The 17,632-nt window shown below is 69.8% G+C and carries 17 protein-coding genes; 5 read left to right on the forward strand and 12 right to left on the reverse strand.

Annotated features, from left to right (window positions below):
* Positions 1-14: 14 nt before the first annotated feature.
* Genes dapA through Ate02nite_RS06060 form a run of 3 tightly spaced genes read right to left on the reverse strand, consistent with a single transcriptional unit; the run spans position 15 to position 2,655 of the window.
* Entirely contained in the window at positions 15-908 is an 894-nt protein-coding gene (gene dapA, locus Ate02nite_RS06050) for a 4-hydroxy-tetrahydrodipicolinate synthase (RefSeq protein WP_203800233.1), read from the reverse strand.
* Positions 909-934: 26 nt separating this feature from the next.
* Positions 935-1,432, reverse strand: coding sequence for a DUF2752 domain-containing protein (locus tag Ate02nite_RS06055; protein ID WP_203800236.1), 498 nt, complete (start codon positions 1,430-1,432; stop codon positions 935-937).
* 5 nt (positions 1,433-1,437) lie between these two features.
* Positions 1,438-2,655, reverse strand: coding sequence for a winged helix-turn-helix domain-containing protein (locus tag Ate02nite_RS06060; RefSeq protein WP_203800239.1), 1,218 nt, complete (start codon positions 2,653-2,655; stop codon positions 1,438-1,440).
* Positions 2,656-2,695: 40 nt separating this feature from the next.
* Between Ate02nite_RS06060 and Ate02nite_RS06065 the strand changes: the two genes are divergently transcribed.
* The 3 genes from Ate02nite_RS06065 to Ate02nite_RS06075 are packed head-to-tail and all read left to right on the forward strand — an operon-like array spanning position 2,696 to position 4,173.
* Positions 2,696-3,196: a GNAT family N-acetyltransferase gene (locus tag Ate02nite_RS06065; protein WP_203800241.1), complete on the forward strand. Its 501-nt coding sequence runs from the start codon at positions 2,696-2,698 to the stop codon at positions 3,194-3,196.
* A 10-nt stretch (positions 3,197-3,206) separates the two neighbouring features.
* On the forward strand, positions 3,207-3,770 hold the full coding sequence (locus Ate02nite_RS06070) for a GNAT family N-acetyltransferase (protein ID WP_203800243.1): 564 nt from the start codon (positions 3,207-3,209) through the stop codon (positions 3,768-3,770).
* 4 nt (positions 3,771-3,774) lie between these two features.
* Positions 3,775-4,173: a thiol-disulfide oxidoreductase DCC family protein gene (locus Ate02nite_RS06075; RefSeq protein ID WP_203800245.1), complete on the forward strand. Its 399-nt coding sequence runs from the start codon at positions 3,775-3,777 to the stop codon at positions 4,171-4,173.
* Between the two features lie 805 nt (positions 4,174-4,978).
* Here Ate02nite_RS06075 and Ate02nite_RS06080 read toward each other — a convergent pair.
* The 3 genes from Ate02nite_RS06080 to Ate02nite_RS06090 are packed head-to-tail and all read right to left on the reverse strand — an operon-like array spanning position 4,979 to position 6,631.
* Positions 4,979-5,881: an MFS transporter permease gene (locus Ate02nite_RS06080; protein WP_239147157.1), complete on the reverse strand. Its 903-nt coding sequence runs from the start codon at positions 5,879-5,881 to the stop codon at positions 4,979-4,981.
* A complete protein-coding gene (locus Ate02nite_RS06085; protein ID WP_203800247.1) occupies positions 5,878-6,315 on the reverse strand; it encodes a hypothetical protein in 438 nt (145 codons plus the stop codon). Before Ate02nite_RS06085 ends, Ate02nite_RS06080 begins: the two co-directional genes overlap by 4 nt.
* A 34-nt stretch (positions 6,316-6,349) precedes the next feature.
* The gene (locus tag Ate02nite_RS06090; RefSeq protein ID WP_239147158.1) at positions 6,350-6,631 is read right to left on the reverse strand and encodes an ABC transporter permease family protein; all 282 of its coding nucleotides are present in this window, start codon (positions 6,629-6,631) and stop codon (positions 6,350-6,352) included.
* 16 nt (positions 6,632-6,647) lie between these two features.
* Here Ate02nite_RS06090 and Ate02nite_RS06095 point away from each other — a divergent pair, with 16 nt between their 5' ends.
* Positions 6,648-8,567 carry a glycogen debranching N-terminal domain-containing protein gene (locus tag Ate02nite_RS06095; protein ID WP_203800248.1) on the forward strand — a complete coding sequence of 640 codons (1,920 nt, stop codon included), beginning with the start codon at positions 6,648-6,650 and terminating at the stop codon, positions 8,565-8,567.
* Between the two features lie 162 nt (positions 8,568-8,729).
* Here Ate02nite_RS06095 and dapB read toward each other — a convergent pair whose 3' ends face one another.
* The 6 genes from dapB to Ate02nite_RS06125 form a co-directional block, all read right to left on the reverse strand.
* Entirely contained in the window at positions 8,730-9,473 is a 744-nt protein-coding gene (gene dapB / locus Ate02nite_RS06100; RefSeq protein ID WP_275422797.1) for a 4-hydroxy-tetrahydrodipicolinate reductase, read from the reverse strand.
* A 9-nt stretch (positions 9,474-9,482) separates the two neighbouring features.
* A complete protein-coding gene (locus tag Ate02nite_RS06105; RefSeq protein ID WP_203800617.1) occupies positions 9,483-10,361 on the reverse strand; it encodes a phosphatase PAP2 family protein in 879 nt (292 codons plus the stop codon).
* A gap of 80 nt (positions 10,362-10,441) precedes the next feature.
* Positions 10,442-11,773, reverse strand: a complete 1,332-nt coding sequence (locus Ate02nite_RS06110; RefSeq protein ID WP_203800251.1) for a M16 family metallopeptidase — start codon at positions 11,771-11,773, stop codon at positions 10,442-10,444.
* A gap of 6 nt (positions 11,774-11,779) precedes the next feature.
* The gene (locus tag Ate02nite_RS06115; RefSeq protein ID WP_203800254.1) at positions 11,780-14,137 is read right to left on the reverse strand and encodes a polyribonucleotide nucleotidyltransferase; all 2,358 of its coding nucleotides are present in this window, start codon (positions 14,135-14,137) and stop codon (positions 11,780-11,782) included.
* A gap of 202 nt (positions 14,138-14,339) precedes the next feature.
* Positions 14,340-14,609 (reverse strand): 30S ribosomal protein S15, encoded by a 270-nt coding sequence (gene rpsO / locus Ate02nite_RS06120; protein WP_203800271.1) that lies wholly within the window; start codon positions 14,607-14,609, stop codon positions 14,340-14,342.
* A 117-nt stretch (positions 14,610-14,726) separates the two neighbouring features.
* The gene (locus Ate02nite_RS06125) at positions 14,727-15,659 is read right to left on the reverse strand and encodes a bifunctional riboflavin kinase/FAD synthetase (protein ID WP_203800274.1); all 933 of its coding nucleotides are present in this window, start codon (positions 15,657-15,659) and stop codon (positions 14,727-14,729) included.
* Positions 15,660-15,737: 78 nt separating this feature from the next.
* On the opposite strand from Ate02nite_RS06125, the gene Ate02nite_RS06130 reads away from it, so the two are divergent.
* Positions 15,738-17,630 (forward strand): sensor histidine kinase, encoded by a 1,893-nt coding sequence (locus tag Ate02nite_RS06130; RefSeq protein WP_203800284.1) that lies wholly within the window; start codon positions 15,738-15,740, stop codon positions 17,628-17,630.
* The last annotated feature ends 2 nt before the right edge of the window (positions 17,631-17,632 follow it).

Here is a 17,632-nt window from a genome sequence, read left to right on the forward strand (position 1 = left end):
GCGTCTTTCTTTTATCAGAGGACAATTCCGGCTTCAGCGGCGTCCTCGCGCAGTTGGTTCAGTTCTTCGTCGGCCGCGTCGACCAGCGGCGACCGGACCGGGCCCGCGGGCAGTCCCTTCGCTCGCAGACCGGCCTTCACCAGCATGGTGCCGGGCGACCGGAAGATGCCGGTGAACAGCGGCAAAGCCTGCCGGTGCAGGTTGAGTGCGGCGGCGACGTCGCCCCGCTCGTACGCCTCGATCATGTCCTTGGCGATCGGGCCGGTGAAATGGGTGGAGGTGCCGACCAGGCCGACCCCGCCGATCGAGAGCAGCGGCAGCGTGGCCGCGTCGTCGCCGGAGTAGTAGGCCAGGTCGGTGCGGGTGGTCACCCACGAGGAGGCGATCAGATCGCCCTTGGCGTCCTTGACCGCGACGATCCGGTCGTGCTCGGCGATCCGGCACATGGTCTCGGTGGCGATCGCCGTGCCGGCCCGGTGCGGGATGTCGTAGACCATGATCGGCAGGCCGACCGAGTCGGCGACGGTCAGGAAGTGCCGAGCCACGCCGGCCTGCGGCGGCTTGTTGTAGTAGGGCGTCACGACCAGCAGGCCGTGCGCACCCGCTTTCTCGGCCGCGTGGGCGAGCTCCACCGTGTGGGCCGTGTTGTTGGTGCCCACACCGGCCACCACCCGGGCCCGGTCGCCGACCGCCTCGACCACCGCGCGGAGCAGCGTGTCCTTCTCCGCGTCAGAAGTTGTGGGCGACTCGCCGGTGGTCCCCGAGATCACGAGCGCGTCGTTGCGCTGCTCGTCAACGAGATAGGTGGCCAATTTCGCCGCGCCCTCGACGTCGAGGGAGCCGTCCGGGGCGAACGGAGTGACCATGGCGGTCAACAGCCGTCCGAAGGGTCGCGGGTCGTGCGTCATACCCCACAACCTATCGGACGCTCCGGTCAGACGTAGAAAGCGGTGAACGGGGCCCAGGGCAGGTTACGCAGGACACTCCACACGCCCCAGATCGCCACGAATGCGATCATCACGCCCGGACCCACGGTGAGCTGCGGCAGCTTCCAGTTGAACAACCGCTTACCGGCCCATGCAACATACATATAAAGCAGGAACGGCACCGCGAACGTGAAGATCAGGTGGTGCCGGGCCGCGGCCGGGATGTCGCCGTGCAACAAATACCAAGCGGCGCGGGTGCCGCCACAACCCGGGCAGACGAAGCCGGTGGTGTATTTCAGCAGGCAGGTGGGTGCGTCACCGGCGGCGGCCTCGGCCGGATGAGTGGCCAGCGTGTAGCCCACGGCGCCGCCCATGCAGGCGAGCAGGGCGACCGGTGCGGCCCAGATCGGCGAGCGGGTCCAGACGCGCTGCACGAAACGGGTCACCGGGTCGGGACGGGGCGGTGCATACCACTCCGGGGGGACCGGGGGGCCTTCCACAACCATGGCCGTCACGGTACACCGGCGAGGGCACTGGCCAGCGGGCCCGCGAAGTCTCCCCGCTCGGGCACCTCCACCGCCGTCAGGCCCAGCCAACCGGCCAGCCGATGCAACTCGACGGCGAGTGCCTCGGCCGTCTCGTCGGGGGCGGCGCCGGGCTCCAGCCAGGCTGCCGGGATGCGCAGCACGCCGGCCTTGCGGTCGGCCTTGAGATCGACCCGGGCCACGAACCGGTCGCCCAGCAGGAACGGCAGGACGTAGTAGCCGTAGAGGCGCTGCGCGGCCGGCACGTAGATCTCGATGCGGTAGTTGAGGTCGAACAGCCGCTCGGTGCGTTCCCGCTCCCAGATCAGCGGGTCGAACGGGCTGACCAGGGTGGCCGCCCGCACCCAGCGGGGCAGCTTGGCCTCGTGGTGCAGGTAAGCCGGCTGCTTCCAGCCGCGCACCGTCACCGGGGTGAGCACCTTGTCTTCCACCAGCTCGGCGACCGCCTGCTTGAAGCCCTCAACCGGCAGCCGGAAGTAATCGCGCAGCTCCCGCTCGGCGGCCACCCCCAACGCCCGCGCCGACAGGCCGACCAGGGCCCGGATCGCATCGGGGTAGGCCGGGGTCGGCGCGTCGAGCACCGCGGCCGGCAGCACCCGCTCGGGCAGGTCGTAGCGGCGGGCGAACGACGTCGTGCGCTCGGCCGCGGTCACCTGGCCGCTGAAGAAGAGCCACTCCAGCGCCTGTTTGACCACCGACCAGTTCCACCCCCAGTGGTCTTTGTTGCGCGGGGTGTCGTGCTCGATCTCGGCGGCCGTGATCGGGCCGCGGCCGCGCACCTCGTCGAGCACCCAGGACACCAGCTCGGGCTGCTCGCGCACGATGCGCACCATGCCGCCCCAGGCGAAGTCGGCGGCCCGGGCCATCCGCCAGCGGAACAGCGGCTGCAGGTCGGTGGTGATCAGCGACGCCTCGTGACCCCAGAACTCGAACAGCTCCCGGGGCTTTCGATAGGCCGCCCGGTCGAGCAGCTCGACCGGGTAGGGGCCGAGCCGGCTGTAGAGCGGCATGAAGTGGGCGCGCTGGAGCACGTTTACCGAATCCATCTGGATCAGGTGCAGCCGGCGCAGCACGCGGCGCAGGTGGCGCATGTCGGTGGCGCCGCCCGGTCGCGGGTCGGCGTAACCCTGGGCGGCCAGCGCGATGCGCCGGGCCTGGGCGACGGAGAGCTCTTCGTGTGCCATCGACGAGCACGCTAGAGCAGGGGTACGACAAAATCGCGTCATGACGATCCGCCCGATCACCGAGGCCGACTACGACGCGGTCGGCGACGTGCACGTACGCACCTGGCAGGCCGGTTACGCGGGCATCGTCCCCGCCGACTACCTGGCCGCCCTCGACCCGGTCGCGAACGCCGAGCGCCGCCGCACCGAACCCCCGCGGGAGGGCGCACACACCCTGGTCGCCGAGGAGGACGGCCGCGTCGTCGGCTTCGCCAGTTTCGGCCCCGACCTGGCGGACCCGAGCGTCGGCGGGCTGTACGCCATCTACGTCGCACCCGAGCAATGGGGACACGGCACCGGCCGCCAATTGCTCACCGCGGCAAAGGAGGCCCTCAAGGCAAGCGGTTACCGGGAAATGCGCCTATGGGTGCTTGCCGAAAACGCGCGCGCCCGCCAATTCTACGAACGGATGGATCTAGCACCGGACGGTGCGACCGACACGTACACCCCGCGTGGGACAGAGGCACAACTGCCCGAGTTGCGCTACACCACGGCTCTGTAGGCTCGCCGTCATGGCACTCGGCTTCGTCCGTCCGGCACGTCCGGAAGACTCCGGCGACATCGCCCGCATCCAGCTCTCGACCTGGCGGACCGCGTACCGGCGGATGTTCCCCGCGCACATCCTGGCCAACCTGGACGAGGCCTACCTGGCCAGAGGCTGGGACGAGGCGATCCAGTCACCCCCGTCCTCCCGGCACCGCGTGCTGATCGCCGTCGAGCAGGGCGAAAGCTCCAACGAGGTGGTCGGTTTCGCCGCCTCCGGCCCGGCCGACGAGCAGGCGCTGGCGCCCGAGGAGCCGGCGCTGCCGATCACCTACGCGGCCATCACCGACCTGCTGGTGGAGCCCCGCTGGGGCCGCCGGGGCCACGGCAGCCGGCTGCTCTCGGCGTCGGTCGATCTCTGGCGCGAGGACGGTTTCAGCCACGCGGTCGCCTGGCTCTACGAGCAGGACCAGGCGATGCACAAATTCCTCAGCACGGCCGGGTGGGAACGTGACGGCGCCGGCCGCGCCCTCGACGTGGACGACATGCTCGTCCCCCAACTGCGTTACCACGTTTCGCTGAGCGCAGAATAGAAACGTGACCCCGACCTTCGTTTACGACGGCGACTGCGCTTTCTGCACCACCTGCGCCGAATTCATCGAACGCCGCATCCCCACCCACGCACGGGTGATCCCATGGCAGTTCGCCGATCTCGACGCGCTGGGGCTGTCCCAGGAGGAGTGCGAGGAAGCCGTTCAATGGGTCGCGGGCGACGGCGCTACGGCGGCCGGTCCGGACGCCATCGCGTTGCTGCTGCGTGACGCGGGGCGGGCCTGGGAGCTGGCCGGCGGGGCGCTCCAGCTTGGGCCGGTCCGGCTGGCGGCCTGGCCGGTCTATCGCTGGGTTGCCGAGCACCGCCATCTTCTTCCCGGTGGGACTGCTGCCTGTTCGCTGCCTCAAGCTCAGCGGGATCTGCTCTTTGGGAGTCAGAACTAGACCGGGGTCTCTCACGCTGGGACGGTTTTGGGCCGGGAATGACCATGCTGGGCGGTGAAGCATTTATGCCCTGCATGGTCATTCCCGGCCCAAAACCTTGCACGGTAAGCCGTGACGGCCAGGGGATGGCTCACCCGCAGCTGTGTGCATAACGGGCTGGGCGGTCCCCTCCCGCAGGCGGTCTGGCTGCCGCGCTGTGGTAACTCCAGGCGCGCAACTCAAGCGGGCCGGGCTGGGTGGTGGGGTCCGCGAGCGAAACCGTGCCGCCCACTCTTAAGTCAAAACCAAACCCCGTTGTGGTTACGGTGGTAGAGGTGGGTAAATCTCTAAAAGATCTTGCACCGCCCGTGATTTCGAGCAGTTGACTGCGAAAACCGCTCCGTCGCCGCCCCCGACCTGGCAACTGCTCCGCAGTCGTAACTCGCAATATCTTAAATTCGAGCAGTTGACTGCGGAACCGCTCCGTCGCCGCCCTCGGCCTGGCAACTGCTCCGCAGTCGTAACTCGTAAGATTTTTAAAGCTTTGCCAACCCTCCCCCACCGCAACCACAACAGGGTTTGGTTTTGACTTGAGGGTGGGCGGCACGGTTTCGCTCGCGGACCCCACCACCCAGGCCGGCCTGCTGGAGTGGCGGTCCTGGCGTGCCCACAGCGCGGCAGCCAGACCACCGTGCTGAAGGGGACCGCCCAGCCCTCTACGCACCTGGCTGCGGGTGACCAGTCTCCTGACCGTCAGGGGTCACCGTGCAAGGTTTTGGGCCGGGAATGACCATGCAGGGCATAAATGCTTCACCGCCCAGCATGGTCATTCCCGGCCCAAAACCGTCCCAGCGCGAGAGCCACCACCCGTCCCAGCGCGAGAGCCACCAACCGCCCCAGCGTAAGCCGACCGACCAAGCAGACGGCGAACCCAGACAATCGGCCGGACCTTCTCCAGCGAAAGGAAGCTGGTCATCGCGACCAGGTGCGGAGCGAATGAAATGGTAATGGTCGCGAACGTCATCAAGTGGAACGAGTAGAAGTACGTCACCACCGCCCACCGCCACCGCTGCGGAACCAGAAAGATCAGCGGACTGCACAACTCGAACGCCATAATCCCGAACTGAGCCACGATCAGCAGCCCCGGAATGACGGCGATCTGATCAGCCAGCCAGGTGCCCCGCCGAACGATCGCCTGAGCCAGCACCGAACTCGTAGGCCAGTCCACCCCACCGAACCGCAGCTTCGCCCAGGCCGCCAGGAAGTAAGTGCAGATGACGGCGATCTGGGTGACCCGCAGCGCCCAGCCACCCTTCTCGGAGAGTGTCTTGTCCCCATGCCGGGCCCGACCGATCGTCGGCAGCACCGCGAGTGCGACGAGCAGTCCGACCCGGTCGTGGTCGACCTTGCCGTAGCTCATCGCGATGATCATCCACTCGAAGTACAGCGCGAAGACGACCCAGCCCAGCAGCCGCGGCGCCCGCCCGGTCGCGGCGGCCAGGGCAAGCACGATCAACGCCCAGAACACCGAGTGCACGATCAGCGCCGTCGGCGTGGGCAGGTGCAGCAGCCGGCCGACCAGCAACGGCCGGTAGAGCTCAGCGGGCGTGTTGGCGTGCGACCGCACCCACGGCGTGAAGATCACCAGGTCGGCCGCGACGAAGAGATAGACCAGGGTGCGGAAGGCGGCGATCCGGCCCAGCGGCACCGGCGCGAAGAGCCACTTCATGGCCGTGTCCATTCGGCGATGACCTCGTCGCGGGAGTCGCCGGTCGGCCGGGCGTGCTTGATGCCGACCCAGCGCACCACGATCCGCACCGACGTCAGCGGGGTCGCGCCCGGCGAGTGTTCCGCGTAGGCCGCGGCGACCTCGGACAGGCGGGACGGCGTAGCGACGTACGCCTTCTCCTGGCCCTCGATCTCGGCCCGGCGGATGCCGGAGTTGCTCTCGTTGATCTGCACCGTGCGGCCCTGGGTGTCGGTGCCCTCGACCCGGGTGTCCTTGGCGTCGCCGTTCGGGTCGGGCGCCGTCGAATACATCCGGAACGGCCCGAACGGAAAGTCGTCGTCGACCCCGAACAGGGTGCCGCCGAGCAACAGCACCCCGCAGATCAGGGTGGCCGCGACCCGGATCCACCGGCCGCGCACGCTCATCTCGTTCATCGCCCGACAACCTACCCGCCCCGATCCAGCCAGCTCAGCCTCGCTCGGCCCCCTCGTTCGCGTCGCGGACGAAGTAGCGCTGGAAGACCACGAAGATGATCGCTACCGGGATGGTGGCCAGCAGGGCGGCGCCCAGTTTCAGGGGGTATTGGGTGCCCGCGCCCAGGGACCCGCTCACCAGGTCGGCCAGCCCGCGCGGCAGGGTGAACAGCGACGGGTCCTGGACCGAGACCAGGGTGTGCGGGAACTCGTTCCACGAGCCCTGGAACGACAGGATGGTCAGGGTGATCAGGGCCGGTTTGGCGGTCGGCAGCACCTGTCAAGGAGATCTTGTGAGGCCGCTTCAGCCACTTCTGCACGACCTCGTCCCGACGATCGCCGCGCCGACCGTGGCACTGTCCGGTGCGGACGGTCAGATCAGACCCACCGGGGTGCAGGGGGTCTTCCACGCCGACGGCCGGGTCCTCTCCACGGCCGTGCTGCGTCTGGACGACCAGGAACCCGAGCCGATCGGTTACGCCCCGGCCGGCCCCGGCGTGACCCGGTTCGTCTCGGTCGCCCGCCGGCTCGGCGACCCGATCGCCGACCCGACGATCCGGGTGATCCGCACCCGCCGGGTCCGCCCCGGCGCGGTCGACGAGGAGATCGAGATCGCCTCGACCGCCACCGTCCCGGTCACCACCACGGTCACCGTCGAGACCGCGAGTGACCTCGCACCGCTCGAGGTGGTGCGCTCCGGCCGGCAGTCCGGCGCCCGGCTCGACGTGACCGTCCACCTTGACCCGGCCCGCACCTGGCAGGTCAGCCTCGCGCCCGGCCAGTCGGTGGTGCTGCGCTGGTCGCTGACCGTCGAGGACCCGAAAGCGGTGATGTTCCCCGGCCCCCGCGGCGAGTGGTCCCGGCCGTCGGTGCGGGCCGACGACCGGCGACTCCCCCGGCTGGTCGATCGATCACTTGACGACCTGGCCGCGCTGCGCCTGACCACCGCGATCGACGACGGCGACACGTTCCTGGGCGCGGGCGTGCCGTGGTATTTGACGTTGTTCGGCCGGGACAGCCTGTGGGCGGCCCGGATGCTGCTGCCGCTCGGCACCGACCTGGCCGTCGGCACGCTGCGGGTGCTGGCCCGCCGGCAGGGCGCAAAGCTCGACCCGGAGACCGGCGAGGCCCCCGGCAAGATCATGCATGAGCTGCGCCGTTCCGACGTGCACGCGTCGCTGCCGGCCACCTATTACGGCACCATCGACGCCACCCTGCTCTGGATCAGCCTGCTCCACGACACCTGGCGCTGGGGCCATGACGCTACCGAGATCGCGGCGCTGATGCCGCAGCTGGCGGCCGCCCTGGCCTGGCTGGGCGAGCACGCCGACCCGGACGGCGACGGCTTCCTCGAATACCTCGACACGACCGGCCACGGCCTGGCCAACCAGGGCTGGAAAGACTCGGGTGACGCGATCCGCTTCCACGACGGCCGCCGCGCCACGGCGCCGATCGCCCTGGCCGAGGTGCAGGGGTACGCCTATCGCGCGGCCCTGGACGGCGCCGCCCTGCTGGACGCCTTCGACCGCCCCGGCGGCGCCCGCTGGCGCCAGTGGGCGGCCTCGCTGGCCGACCGGTTCCGGGCCGCTTTCTGGGTGAACCAGGGCCGGCATCCCGCTCTCGCCCTGGACGGCGACAAGCGCCCGGTCGACTCCCTGACCAGCAACATCGGCCATCTGCTGGGCACCGGTCTGCTGACCGCGGCCGAGGAGGCGACCGTCGCCGCGGCGCTGGCCGGCGATGACATGTCCGGTGCTTACGGCCTGCGCACGATGTCGTCGAACGACCGCGGCTTCGCCCCGCTCTCCTATCACTGCGGCTCGGTCTGGGCCCACGACACCGCGATCGTCGCCGCCGGGTTGGCGCGGGGCGGCTTCACCGCCGAGGCCATGACGCTGTTCGACGGTCTGCTGACCGCGGCCGAGACCTTCGACTTCCGCCTACCGGAACTCCATGCCGGAGACTCCCGGTCCGACCTGTCCCGCCCGGTCGCCTACCCCGCGGCCTGCCACCCGCAGGCCTGGTCAGCCGCCGCCGCGATCCTGATGTTGCAGTCCTGGATCGGCCTGACCCCTGACGTCCCGTCCGGCGTCATCCACCTGAATCCGCTGCCCGGCGCGCCGGCCGTGAGCGGCCTGCGCATAGCGGGCCACGAGGTCAACTTCGACGGCACCGCCCTCACCGGCCTACCGCCCACACTCCGCCTGGCGTGAGGGCCCACAGCGGGCCGGCGCAAGTCGCGGCACGGGGCAGGAGCAGGCAAATGGCGGCGTTTCCGCCGGGCCCGCCCGGCGCGGGCGCGCGGAGGGTGAGTCTCGCGCAGAGAAACTGAGCTTCCCGGGACTGGTCGTGCGGCGTACTTAAAAAAGCGCGAGCTAGTCCAGCAGGGAGTCGATGCCGATGGTCAGGCCTGGGTGTTTTTGGACGTTGCGGACCGCCAGCAGGACGCCGGGCATGAAGGAGACCCGGTCCAGCGAGTCGTGCCGGATGGTCAGCAGCTCGCCGTCGGTGCCGAAGATGACCTCCTGGTGGGCCAGCAGGCCGGCCGCGCGCACCGCGTGCACCCGCACGCCGTTGATGCTTGCGCCGCGGGCGCCGTCCACCTCTTCCTTCGTCGCGTCCGGCATCGGGGCCAGGCCGGCTTCCTCGCGGGCCGCGGCGATCAGCTGGGCCGTGCGGGTCGCGGTGCCGCTGGGGGCGTCGAGCTTGCGGGGGTGGTGCTGTTCGATGATCTCGGCCGACTCGAAGTAGCGGGCGGCCTTGGCGGCGAACTGCATCATCAGCACGGCGGCGATGCCGAAGTTGGGGGCGATCAGCACGCCCACCTCGGGTTTCTCGGCCAGCCAGGCGCGCACCTGGGCCAGGCGATCATCGGTGAAACCGGTGGTGCCCACCACCGCGCTGATGCCTCGCTCGATCGCCCACCGCAGGTTGTCCATCACCACGTCGGGGGTGGTGAAGTCGACGAGCACCTCGGCATGGTTGTCGGACGCGCTGAACAGCACGTCGCCCTGGTCGATCATGGCGACCAGTTCCAGGTCGGGGGCGGCGTCGACCGCCTTGCACACCTCTAGGCCCATCCGGCCCCGGGCACCGAGAACACCAACGCGAAGGGTCACCGGATCAACCTATCGTTTGCGGGCAGCCCACCGGCGCTCGGCCCAGCCCACGGTCAGGAAGATCGCACCCACGTAGAACCAGCCGAGCAGCACGTCGACCACGTAGTGCTCGCCGGTGTAGACGAGGGTGAAGGTCATCGCCAGCGGATAGGCGAGCAGCAGCGGCCACCAGCGCTTGCGGACCATCGGCAGGAAGAAGGCGACGGCCATCATCGCGTACGCGGTGTGCAGGGACGGCATGGCGGCCACCGGGTTGGACTGCTCGACCTGCAGCGCGTTGAGCGTGTTGCCGGCGCTGTGCAGGCCCAGCACGTCGAAGCCGCGCGAGGAGAACCGGGCGACCGGCTCGGCCAGGTAGCCGTTCTCGGCGGCCCACCAGGGCGGGGCCGCGGGGTACAGGAAGTAGGTGACCAGGCCGGCCATGCTCAGCGCGATCCAGCGGCGCATGAACCGGTAGGAGAGGCCCCGGCTGCGGACCCAGAGAACCACGGCGACCGTGGGCACGGTCAGGAAGTGCGAGATGTAGACCATCGTGGTCACGACCTCCCACCACGGGACGTGGCTGGGGTCGTAGAGATGCTGCTGGAGCCAGATGGTCGGGATGCGGCCGCCGGTGAGCCAGCCGAACATGTGCTCGTCCGCGTCGATCATGAATTGGACGTGCGGGGCGAAGAGCTTGTCGGCGGAGCCGCGCGAGACGTTGTAGAAGACCAGCAGCAGAACCACCGGCAGCCAGTCCCGCAGGAAGAGCAGGTGCTCCCGCCACGGCTGGTAGTTGCGCCACGCGATGGTGGCCAGCCACAGCCAGCCGAAGGCGGTGAGCGGGTCGCTGGTCGGCACCCCGACGAACGCCACGAACAGGACGAAGGCCACCGCCCAGACCGTCATCCCGATGATCCGGCGGCGGCGCCGGTCGGGTGGGAGGTCGGTCTCGGGCGGTGTCTCCAGCGTCGTCACGGGGTCCAAGGTTAGCCGTGCGGGAACTGGGCCTCGTCGAACGGACCCACCACCGCCAGCGACATCGGCTGGGCGAGGAGGTCGGCGGCGATCGCGTCGACCTCTTCCTTGGTGACCGCGTCGACCCGGCCGAGCAGTTCGTCCACGCTCATCAGGTCGCCGTAGAGCAGCTCCGACTTGGCGAGCCGGCTCATCCGGGAGCCCGAGTCCTCGAGTCCCAGTACGTACGATCCCTTGACCATGCCCTTGCCCCGGGCGATCTCCTCGGCCGTCAGGCCGTCGGCGGCGACCCGGGCCAGCTCGGTGCGGGCCAGGTCGAGAACTTCCTCGACCTTGCCGGGCGCGCAGCCGGCGTAGACGCCGAACAGGCCGGCGTCGGCATACTGCGAGGCGTACGAGTAGACCGAGTAGGCCAGCCCGCGCTTCTCCCGGATCTCCTGGAAGAGACGGCTGGACATGCCGCCGCCGAGCACGTTGTTGAGCACGCCCAGGGCGAACCGGCGCTCGTCGCGGCGGCCGATGCCGACCCCGCCGAGCACCACGTGCGCCTGCTCGGTGTCCCGGTTGCGGACGACCGTGTGCGGCTTCTGGTGGCGGACCCGCTTGCTGCCCGCGCGCGGGTCGGCCGGCGCGGCCGCGGAGCCGTCCAGCGGCGTGCCGGCGAGGGCCTTGCGGACCAGGCGTACGACCGTGTTGTGGTCGAGGTTGCCCGCCGCCGCGACCACGATCTGCGACGGCGTGTAACGCCGCCGGTAGAAGCCGTTGATCTGGTTGCGGGTCATCGGGGTGATCGATTCCTCGGTCCCCGAGATGAGCCGGCCCAGCGGGTGATCACCGAAGATCGCCTCGGTGAAGATGTCGTGCACCTCGTCGCCGGGCTCGTCCTCGTGCATGGCGATCTCTTCGAGGATCACCGCCCGCTCGGTCTCCACGTCGGACGGCTCGAGGATCGAGTCGGCCACCGCGTCGACCAGCACGTCTACCGCGAGCGGCAGATCGGCGTCCAGCACCCGCGCGTAGTAGCAGGTGTATTCCTTGGTGGTGAAGGCGTTGGTCTCGCCGCCGACCGCTTCGATCTCGGCCGAGATCTGCAGTGCCGTGCGCTTGTGGGTGCCCTTGAACAGCAGGTGCTCGAGGAAGTGCGAGGCGCCCGACATGTTCGGCGTCTCGTCCCGGGAGCCGATCCCCACCCAGACGCCGAGTGAGGCGCTCCGGGTGCCGGGGATCGCCTCGGTGACGATGCGCAGGCCGCTGGGCAGGGTGGTGCGCTTGGCACCTTCCTGCAAGGTCTTGGTTACGACGCGGGCCGGCTTTTCAGCCGGCCCGCGCGAACTAGCTGTCACTGGTGATTACTCCCGAGGAGCGCTGCCGCGCTCGCCGGCGGGCCGCTGACGACGACGGCGGGGCTCGCCGCCACCCTCACCGCGAGGACCACCCTCACCGCGAGGACCGCGGTCCTCGCGCGGCGGGCGGGACTCACGCGGAGCCTGACCGTCGGCCGCGGCCGGAGCAGCCGGGGCTTCCTCGCCCTCGGGGCGGACCTTGTCGAGGTAGATCTTGCCGCGGGCATCGATGTCCGCGATCGAGACCTCGACCTTGTCGCCGACGTTGAGGAAGTCCTCCACCTTGTCGACCCGCTTGCCGTCGCCCACCTTGGAGATGTGCAGCAGGCCGTCGCGGCCGGGCAGCAGCGAGACGAACGCGCCGAACGCGGCCGTCTTCACCACGGTGCCGAGGAACTTGTCGCCGACCTTCGGCAGGGTCGGGTTGGCGATCGCGTTGATCCGCTCGACCGCGGCGTCGGCCGACGGGCCGTTCGTCGCGCCGACGTAGATCGTGCCGTCGTCCTCGATCGAGATGTCGGCGCCGGTCTCGTCCTGGATCGCGTTGATCGTCTGACCCTTCGGGCCGATGACCATGCCGATCTTGTCGACCGGGATCTTCACCGAGGTGACCCGCGGTGCGTACTCCGACATCTCGGCGGGCGAGTTGATCGCCGCTTCCATCACGGCGAGGATCGTCGCGCGGGCGTCGTGCGCCTGCTGCAGCGCGCCGGCCAGCACGTCCGACGGGATGCCGTCGAGCTTGGTGTCCAGCTGCAGGGCGGTGACGAACTCGCTGGTGCCGGCGACCTTGAAGTCCATGTCGCCGAACGCGTCCTCAGCACCGAGGATGTCGGTGAGCGCGACGTACTGCGTCTTGCCGTCGACCTCGTCGGAGATGAGGCCCATCGCGATGCCGGCGACCGGCGCCTTCAGCGGCACACCGGCGCTGAGCAGCGACAGCGTCGAGGCGCAGACCGAGCCCATCGAGGTCGAGCCGTTCGAGCTCAGGGCCTCGGAGACCTGGCGGATCGCGTACGGGAACTCCTCGCGGGCCGGCAGCACGGGCACCAGGGCCCGCTCGGCCAGCGCGCCGTGACCGATCTCGCGGCGCTTCGGCGAACCCACCCGGCCGGTCTCACCGGTCGAGTAGGGCGGGAAGTTGTAGTTGTGCATGTAGCGCTTGGACTTCTCGGGAGCGAGCGTGTCCAGCGTCTGCTCGAGACGCAGCATGTTCAGCGTGGTGACACCCAGGATCTGGGTCTCGCCCCGCTCGAACAGGGCCGAGCCGTGCACCCGCGGCAGGACACCGACCTGAGCGCTCAGCGGCCGGATGTCGCGCGGCCCACGGCCGTCGATCCGGATCTGGTCGCGCAGCACGCGGGCCCGGACCTCGGACTTGGTCAGCGACCGGAACGCGGCGCTGATCTCCTTCTCGCGACCCTCGAACCGCTCGTCGAGCAGGTCGTGGGCCTTCGCCTTGATCAGGTCGAGGGACTCCTCGCGCTCCTGCTTGCCGGCGATCTTCAGCGCCTCGGCGGTCTCCTCGCGGACGGCCTCCGCGACGGCGCTGAACACGTCGTCCTGGTAGTCCAGGAAGACCGGGTAGTCGGCGACCGGCTTGGCGGCGACCTCGGCCAGCTCGCTCTGCGCGCGGCACAGCTCGCGGATGGCCGGCTTTGCGGCCTCCAGACCGCTGGCCACGACCTCCTCGGTCGGGGCAGCGGCACCGGCCGAGATCAGCTTGATCGCGTGCGGGGTGGCCTCAGCCTCGACCATCATGATCGCGACGTCGCCGTCGGCGAGGACACGACCGGCGACCACCATGTCGAAGGTGGCCCGCTCGAGCTCCTCCAGGGTCGGGAAGGCGACCCACTGGCCCTCGACGTGCGCGACCCGCGTCGAGCCGACCGGGCCGCTGAACGGCAGGCCGGAGAGCTTGGTCGACATCGAGGCGCCGTTCATGGCGACCACGTCGTACGGGTGGGCCGGGTCGAGCGCCAGGATCGTCTCGACGACCTGGACCTCGTTACGCAGGCCCTTGGTGAACGACGGGCGCAGCGGCCGGTCGATCAGGCGGCAGGTGAGGATGGCGTCCTCGCTGGGACGACCCTCCCGGCGGAAGAACGAGCCGGGGATGCGGCCGGCCGCGTACATCCGCTCCTCGACGTCGACCGTGAGCGGGAAGAAGTCGAAGTGCTCCTTGGGCGACTTGCTCGCGGTGGTCGCGGAGAGGACCACGGTGTCGCCCAGCTGGACGATGACCGAGCCGGCAGCCTGCTTGGCCAGGCGACCGGTGGAGAAGGTCACCTCGCGGGTGCCGAACGCACCGTTGTCGATGACGGCGGTGCGGGACTCAGTTCCGAGAGCGTTCTGCTCTGTCATGTTGTTGCGGTACTCCTTCGTCGAGGACCCGGCGGTCATCTCAGCGCGATGTTCAGGCTGGCCGGTCTTCGATCGAAGTGCCCAGGATGGTTGGCCTGGGAACCACTACCGAGGACCGGTGTCTGTCTTGGCCTGGCGAACCGCGCGGGTCCGTGGGTTAAAGCTAGGGGGAGCGGCCCGGTCGGCCACTCCCCCTGAAGACTTATCGGCGGAGGCCGAGACGCTCGATCAGCGTCCGGTAGCGCGCGATGTCCTTCTTCTGAACGTAGTTGAGAAGGCGGCGACGGCGGCCGACCAGCAGCAGCAGGCCACGCCGGCTGTGGTGGTCGTGCTTGTGCACCTTCAGGTGCTCGGTGAGGTCAGCGATCCGCTTGGTCAGCATCGCGACCTGCACCTCGGGCGACCCGGTGTCGCCGTCCTGCGCCTTGTACTCGTCGATGATCTTGTTCTTGGTGTCTTGATCGAGCGCCATACTCTCCGAAATTCTGTGTTGCCGGTGGGTAAGCACGGTATTCCGCACCCGCGGCGTCGGGCAGGCACGCGGAACCGGTCGTTGGACAGCCAACGTCCTGTCAACCCTACCAGGGGGTTACCGAAGCATCTCGCGGGTCTGTTCCACGTCCTCGCGGATCTGCGCGACAAGCGGTTCGATGCCCTCGTAGACCCGCTGTTCGCGCAGGTGAGCGACGAAGTCGAGGCTCACCCGCTCGCCGTAGAGGTCACCCGCGAAGTCGAGAACGTAGGCCTCGACCCGGCGTTCCCGCCCGGAGAAGGTGGGATTGGTGCCGATCGACACGCTCGCCGGGTGCCGGCCCGCGTGCTCGCCGCCACGGATCAGCCAGGCCGCATAGACGCCGTCGGCCGGGACCGCCGCGTAGCGATGGGTCATCAGGTTGGCCGTCGGGAAGCCGATCTCGCGCCCGCGCTGGTCACCGCGGACAACCACGCCGGCCAGGCGGTGCGGCCGGCCGAGCGCGGCGGCCGCGGCCCGCACATCCCCGGCATCAACACAACTCCGGATGTACGTCGAGGAGAAGACCAGTCCGTCCGCCGAGACCAGTGGCGCGTCCTCGACGGTGAAGCCGAACGAACGCCCGAGCCGCTCCAGCACCTGCACGTCACCGGCGGCCTTGTGCCCGAACCGGAAGTTGTCGCCGACCACCACGACCGCCGCGTGCAACGCCTCGACCAGCACGTCGTGCACGAACTGCTCGGCGGTCAGGTGCGAGAAGGACGGCGTGAACGGCACCACACAGAGCGCGTCGACGCCGAGCTGCTCGATCAGCTCGGCCTTGCGCACCGGCTCGGTGAGCACCGCCGGGTGTGAACCCGGGCGCACCACCTCGGCCGGGTGCGGGTCGAAGGTCATCACCACCGACTGCAGTCCCAGGTCGCGGGCCCGCTTCACGGCGTGCCCGATGATCGCCTGGTGGCCGCGGTGCACGCCGTCGAAGACGCCGATCGTGACCACCGACCGGCCCCAACCCCCGGGCACCGACTCGTAGCCCCGCCACCGCTGCATGTGTCGCCCTCCCGCTCAATCGTCGGGCACAGCGTATCGGTCTTACGAACCGACCGAAACGCTACGATTAGCCCCGATATGCGCATCGACTGGAGCGTGCTCGTCCTGCTCGCGGCGGAGTTGACCTTCGCGGTGCTGTTCCTCCGTGCGCTCGGGGGCTATCTACTGCGCCGCGACTCCCTGCAGGGCAACGTGACGCTGGTCTTCCTGCCGTGCACGGTGTTCTTCGGGGTGGACATCACCCGCCGGCTGGCCGGCGGCACGCTGCCGATGTGGGTGGGCATCGCCACCACCACGGTGCTGCTGGCGCAGCCCTACCTCACGGTCCGGCTGGCGGCGCGGCTGCGGGCGGTGCCGCAGATTCTCGACCGGCTGGTGCTGATGGCGTACATCGGCCTGGCCTTTCCGCTCCTGATGACGGCCCGCCCGCTCACCTCGGGCGGACTGACCGCGATGACCCTCGGCTTCAGCCTCAGCGAGGTGGTCGCGGCCGCCCTGCTCTGGGGCAAGGCCCGCACCCGGGCCGGCGCCAACCAGGCCCGGCTGACCATCGCGGCCGCCGCCACCCTCACCTTCGGCGTCATGATCGTCTTCGTCGCCCTCGGCGCGTTGCACGGCCCGCAGCTGACCGCCGTGAGCCGGGTTCTGGCCCTGCTCAGCGGGCTCGGCTACCTGGTCGCCTTCATGCCGTCGCGGTGGCTGCGGCGGATGTTCTCGACAAGTGCCGCCTGGCACGTCACCGAACGGCTGCTGCGCGCCGACGCCCAGTCCCCGGCCGAGGTCTGGCAGACGTACGCCGAGATCATGCGCGAGCAGACCGGCGCCGAGGCGGTCGCCGTGCTGATGCCGCGCCCGGACGGCCAGCTCGCCCAGACCGCGTACGCCGGCCCGCCGCTGCCCGAGCTCACCCAGGTCGACGCGGCCGACATCACCGCGCTGGTCCGGGCCGGCCGCCCGGCCCGGCTGCGCGAGGGCACCCCCGCCCTGGTCGCGCACTACGGCGACCACCTCGGCGACGACTACGTCACGGTGCTCGCCATGCCGGTGCCGCCCGACGTCGACGGCGCGGTGCTGCTGTTCAACCGGCACCGCACCCTGTTCCACGACGACGACCTGCGGCTGCTCGCCGCGCTCGGCGGCCAGGCCGGCATCCTCGCCGAACGGCAGGCCGTCGCCGACGCCCAGCGCCGCCTGACCACCGAGCTGAGCGCGTCGGTCGACGCGCTCACCGCCGCCAACCAGGCGAAGAGCGCGTTCCTGGCCAACATGAGCCACGAACTGCGCACCCCGCTCAACGCGATCATCGGGTTCAGCGACCTGATGCGCGTCGAGGAACCGGAGGGTGACCGGCGCCGCGTCCCGGCCGAGTGGGTCGACCACATCCACACCAGCGGCCGGCACCTGCTCGGCCTGATCAACGACATCCTCGACCTCGCCAAGATCGAGGCCGGCCGGCTGGACCTGAGCCCGGCCCCGCTGCGGGTCGACACCGCGATCACCGAGCTGCTCACCGGCCTGGCCCCGCTGTTCACCACCAAGAACCTCACCGTGCACACCGATCTGCCGGAGGTCACCGCGCTGGCCGACCGGGTGCGTTTCCGGCAGATCGTGGAAAACCTGCTGTCCAACGCCATCAAATTCACCGAGCCCGGCGGCTCGGTCACGGTCGCCGCGAAAAAGCGAGGCGAGCAGGTGTACGTCGCGGTGGCCGACACCGGGGTGGGCATCTCGGAGAGCGACCAGCCTCGCGTCTTCGAGGAGTTCCAGCAGGTGGGTGACCCGGAGCGGCAGCGGGCCGGCACCGGTCTCGGCCTGGCCCTCACCAAACGTCTCGTCGAGGCACACGACGGCGAGATCACCCTGGAGTCGGAGATCGGCGTGGGCAGCGTCTTCACCATCAGCCTGCCCGCCGACACCGTCCTGCCCGCGTCGCACCCGGCGACCCGCGCACCCGCGACCGGAAGGAGCTGACC

The sequence above is a fragment of the Paractinoplanes tereljensis genome (genome assembly GCF_016862435.1).
GTDB classification, from domain to species: domain Bacteria; phylum Actinomycetota; class Actinomycetes; order Mycobacteriales; family Micromonosporaceae; genus Actinoplanes; species Actinoplanes tereljensis.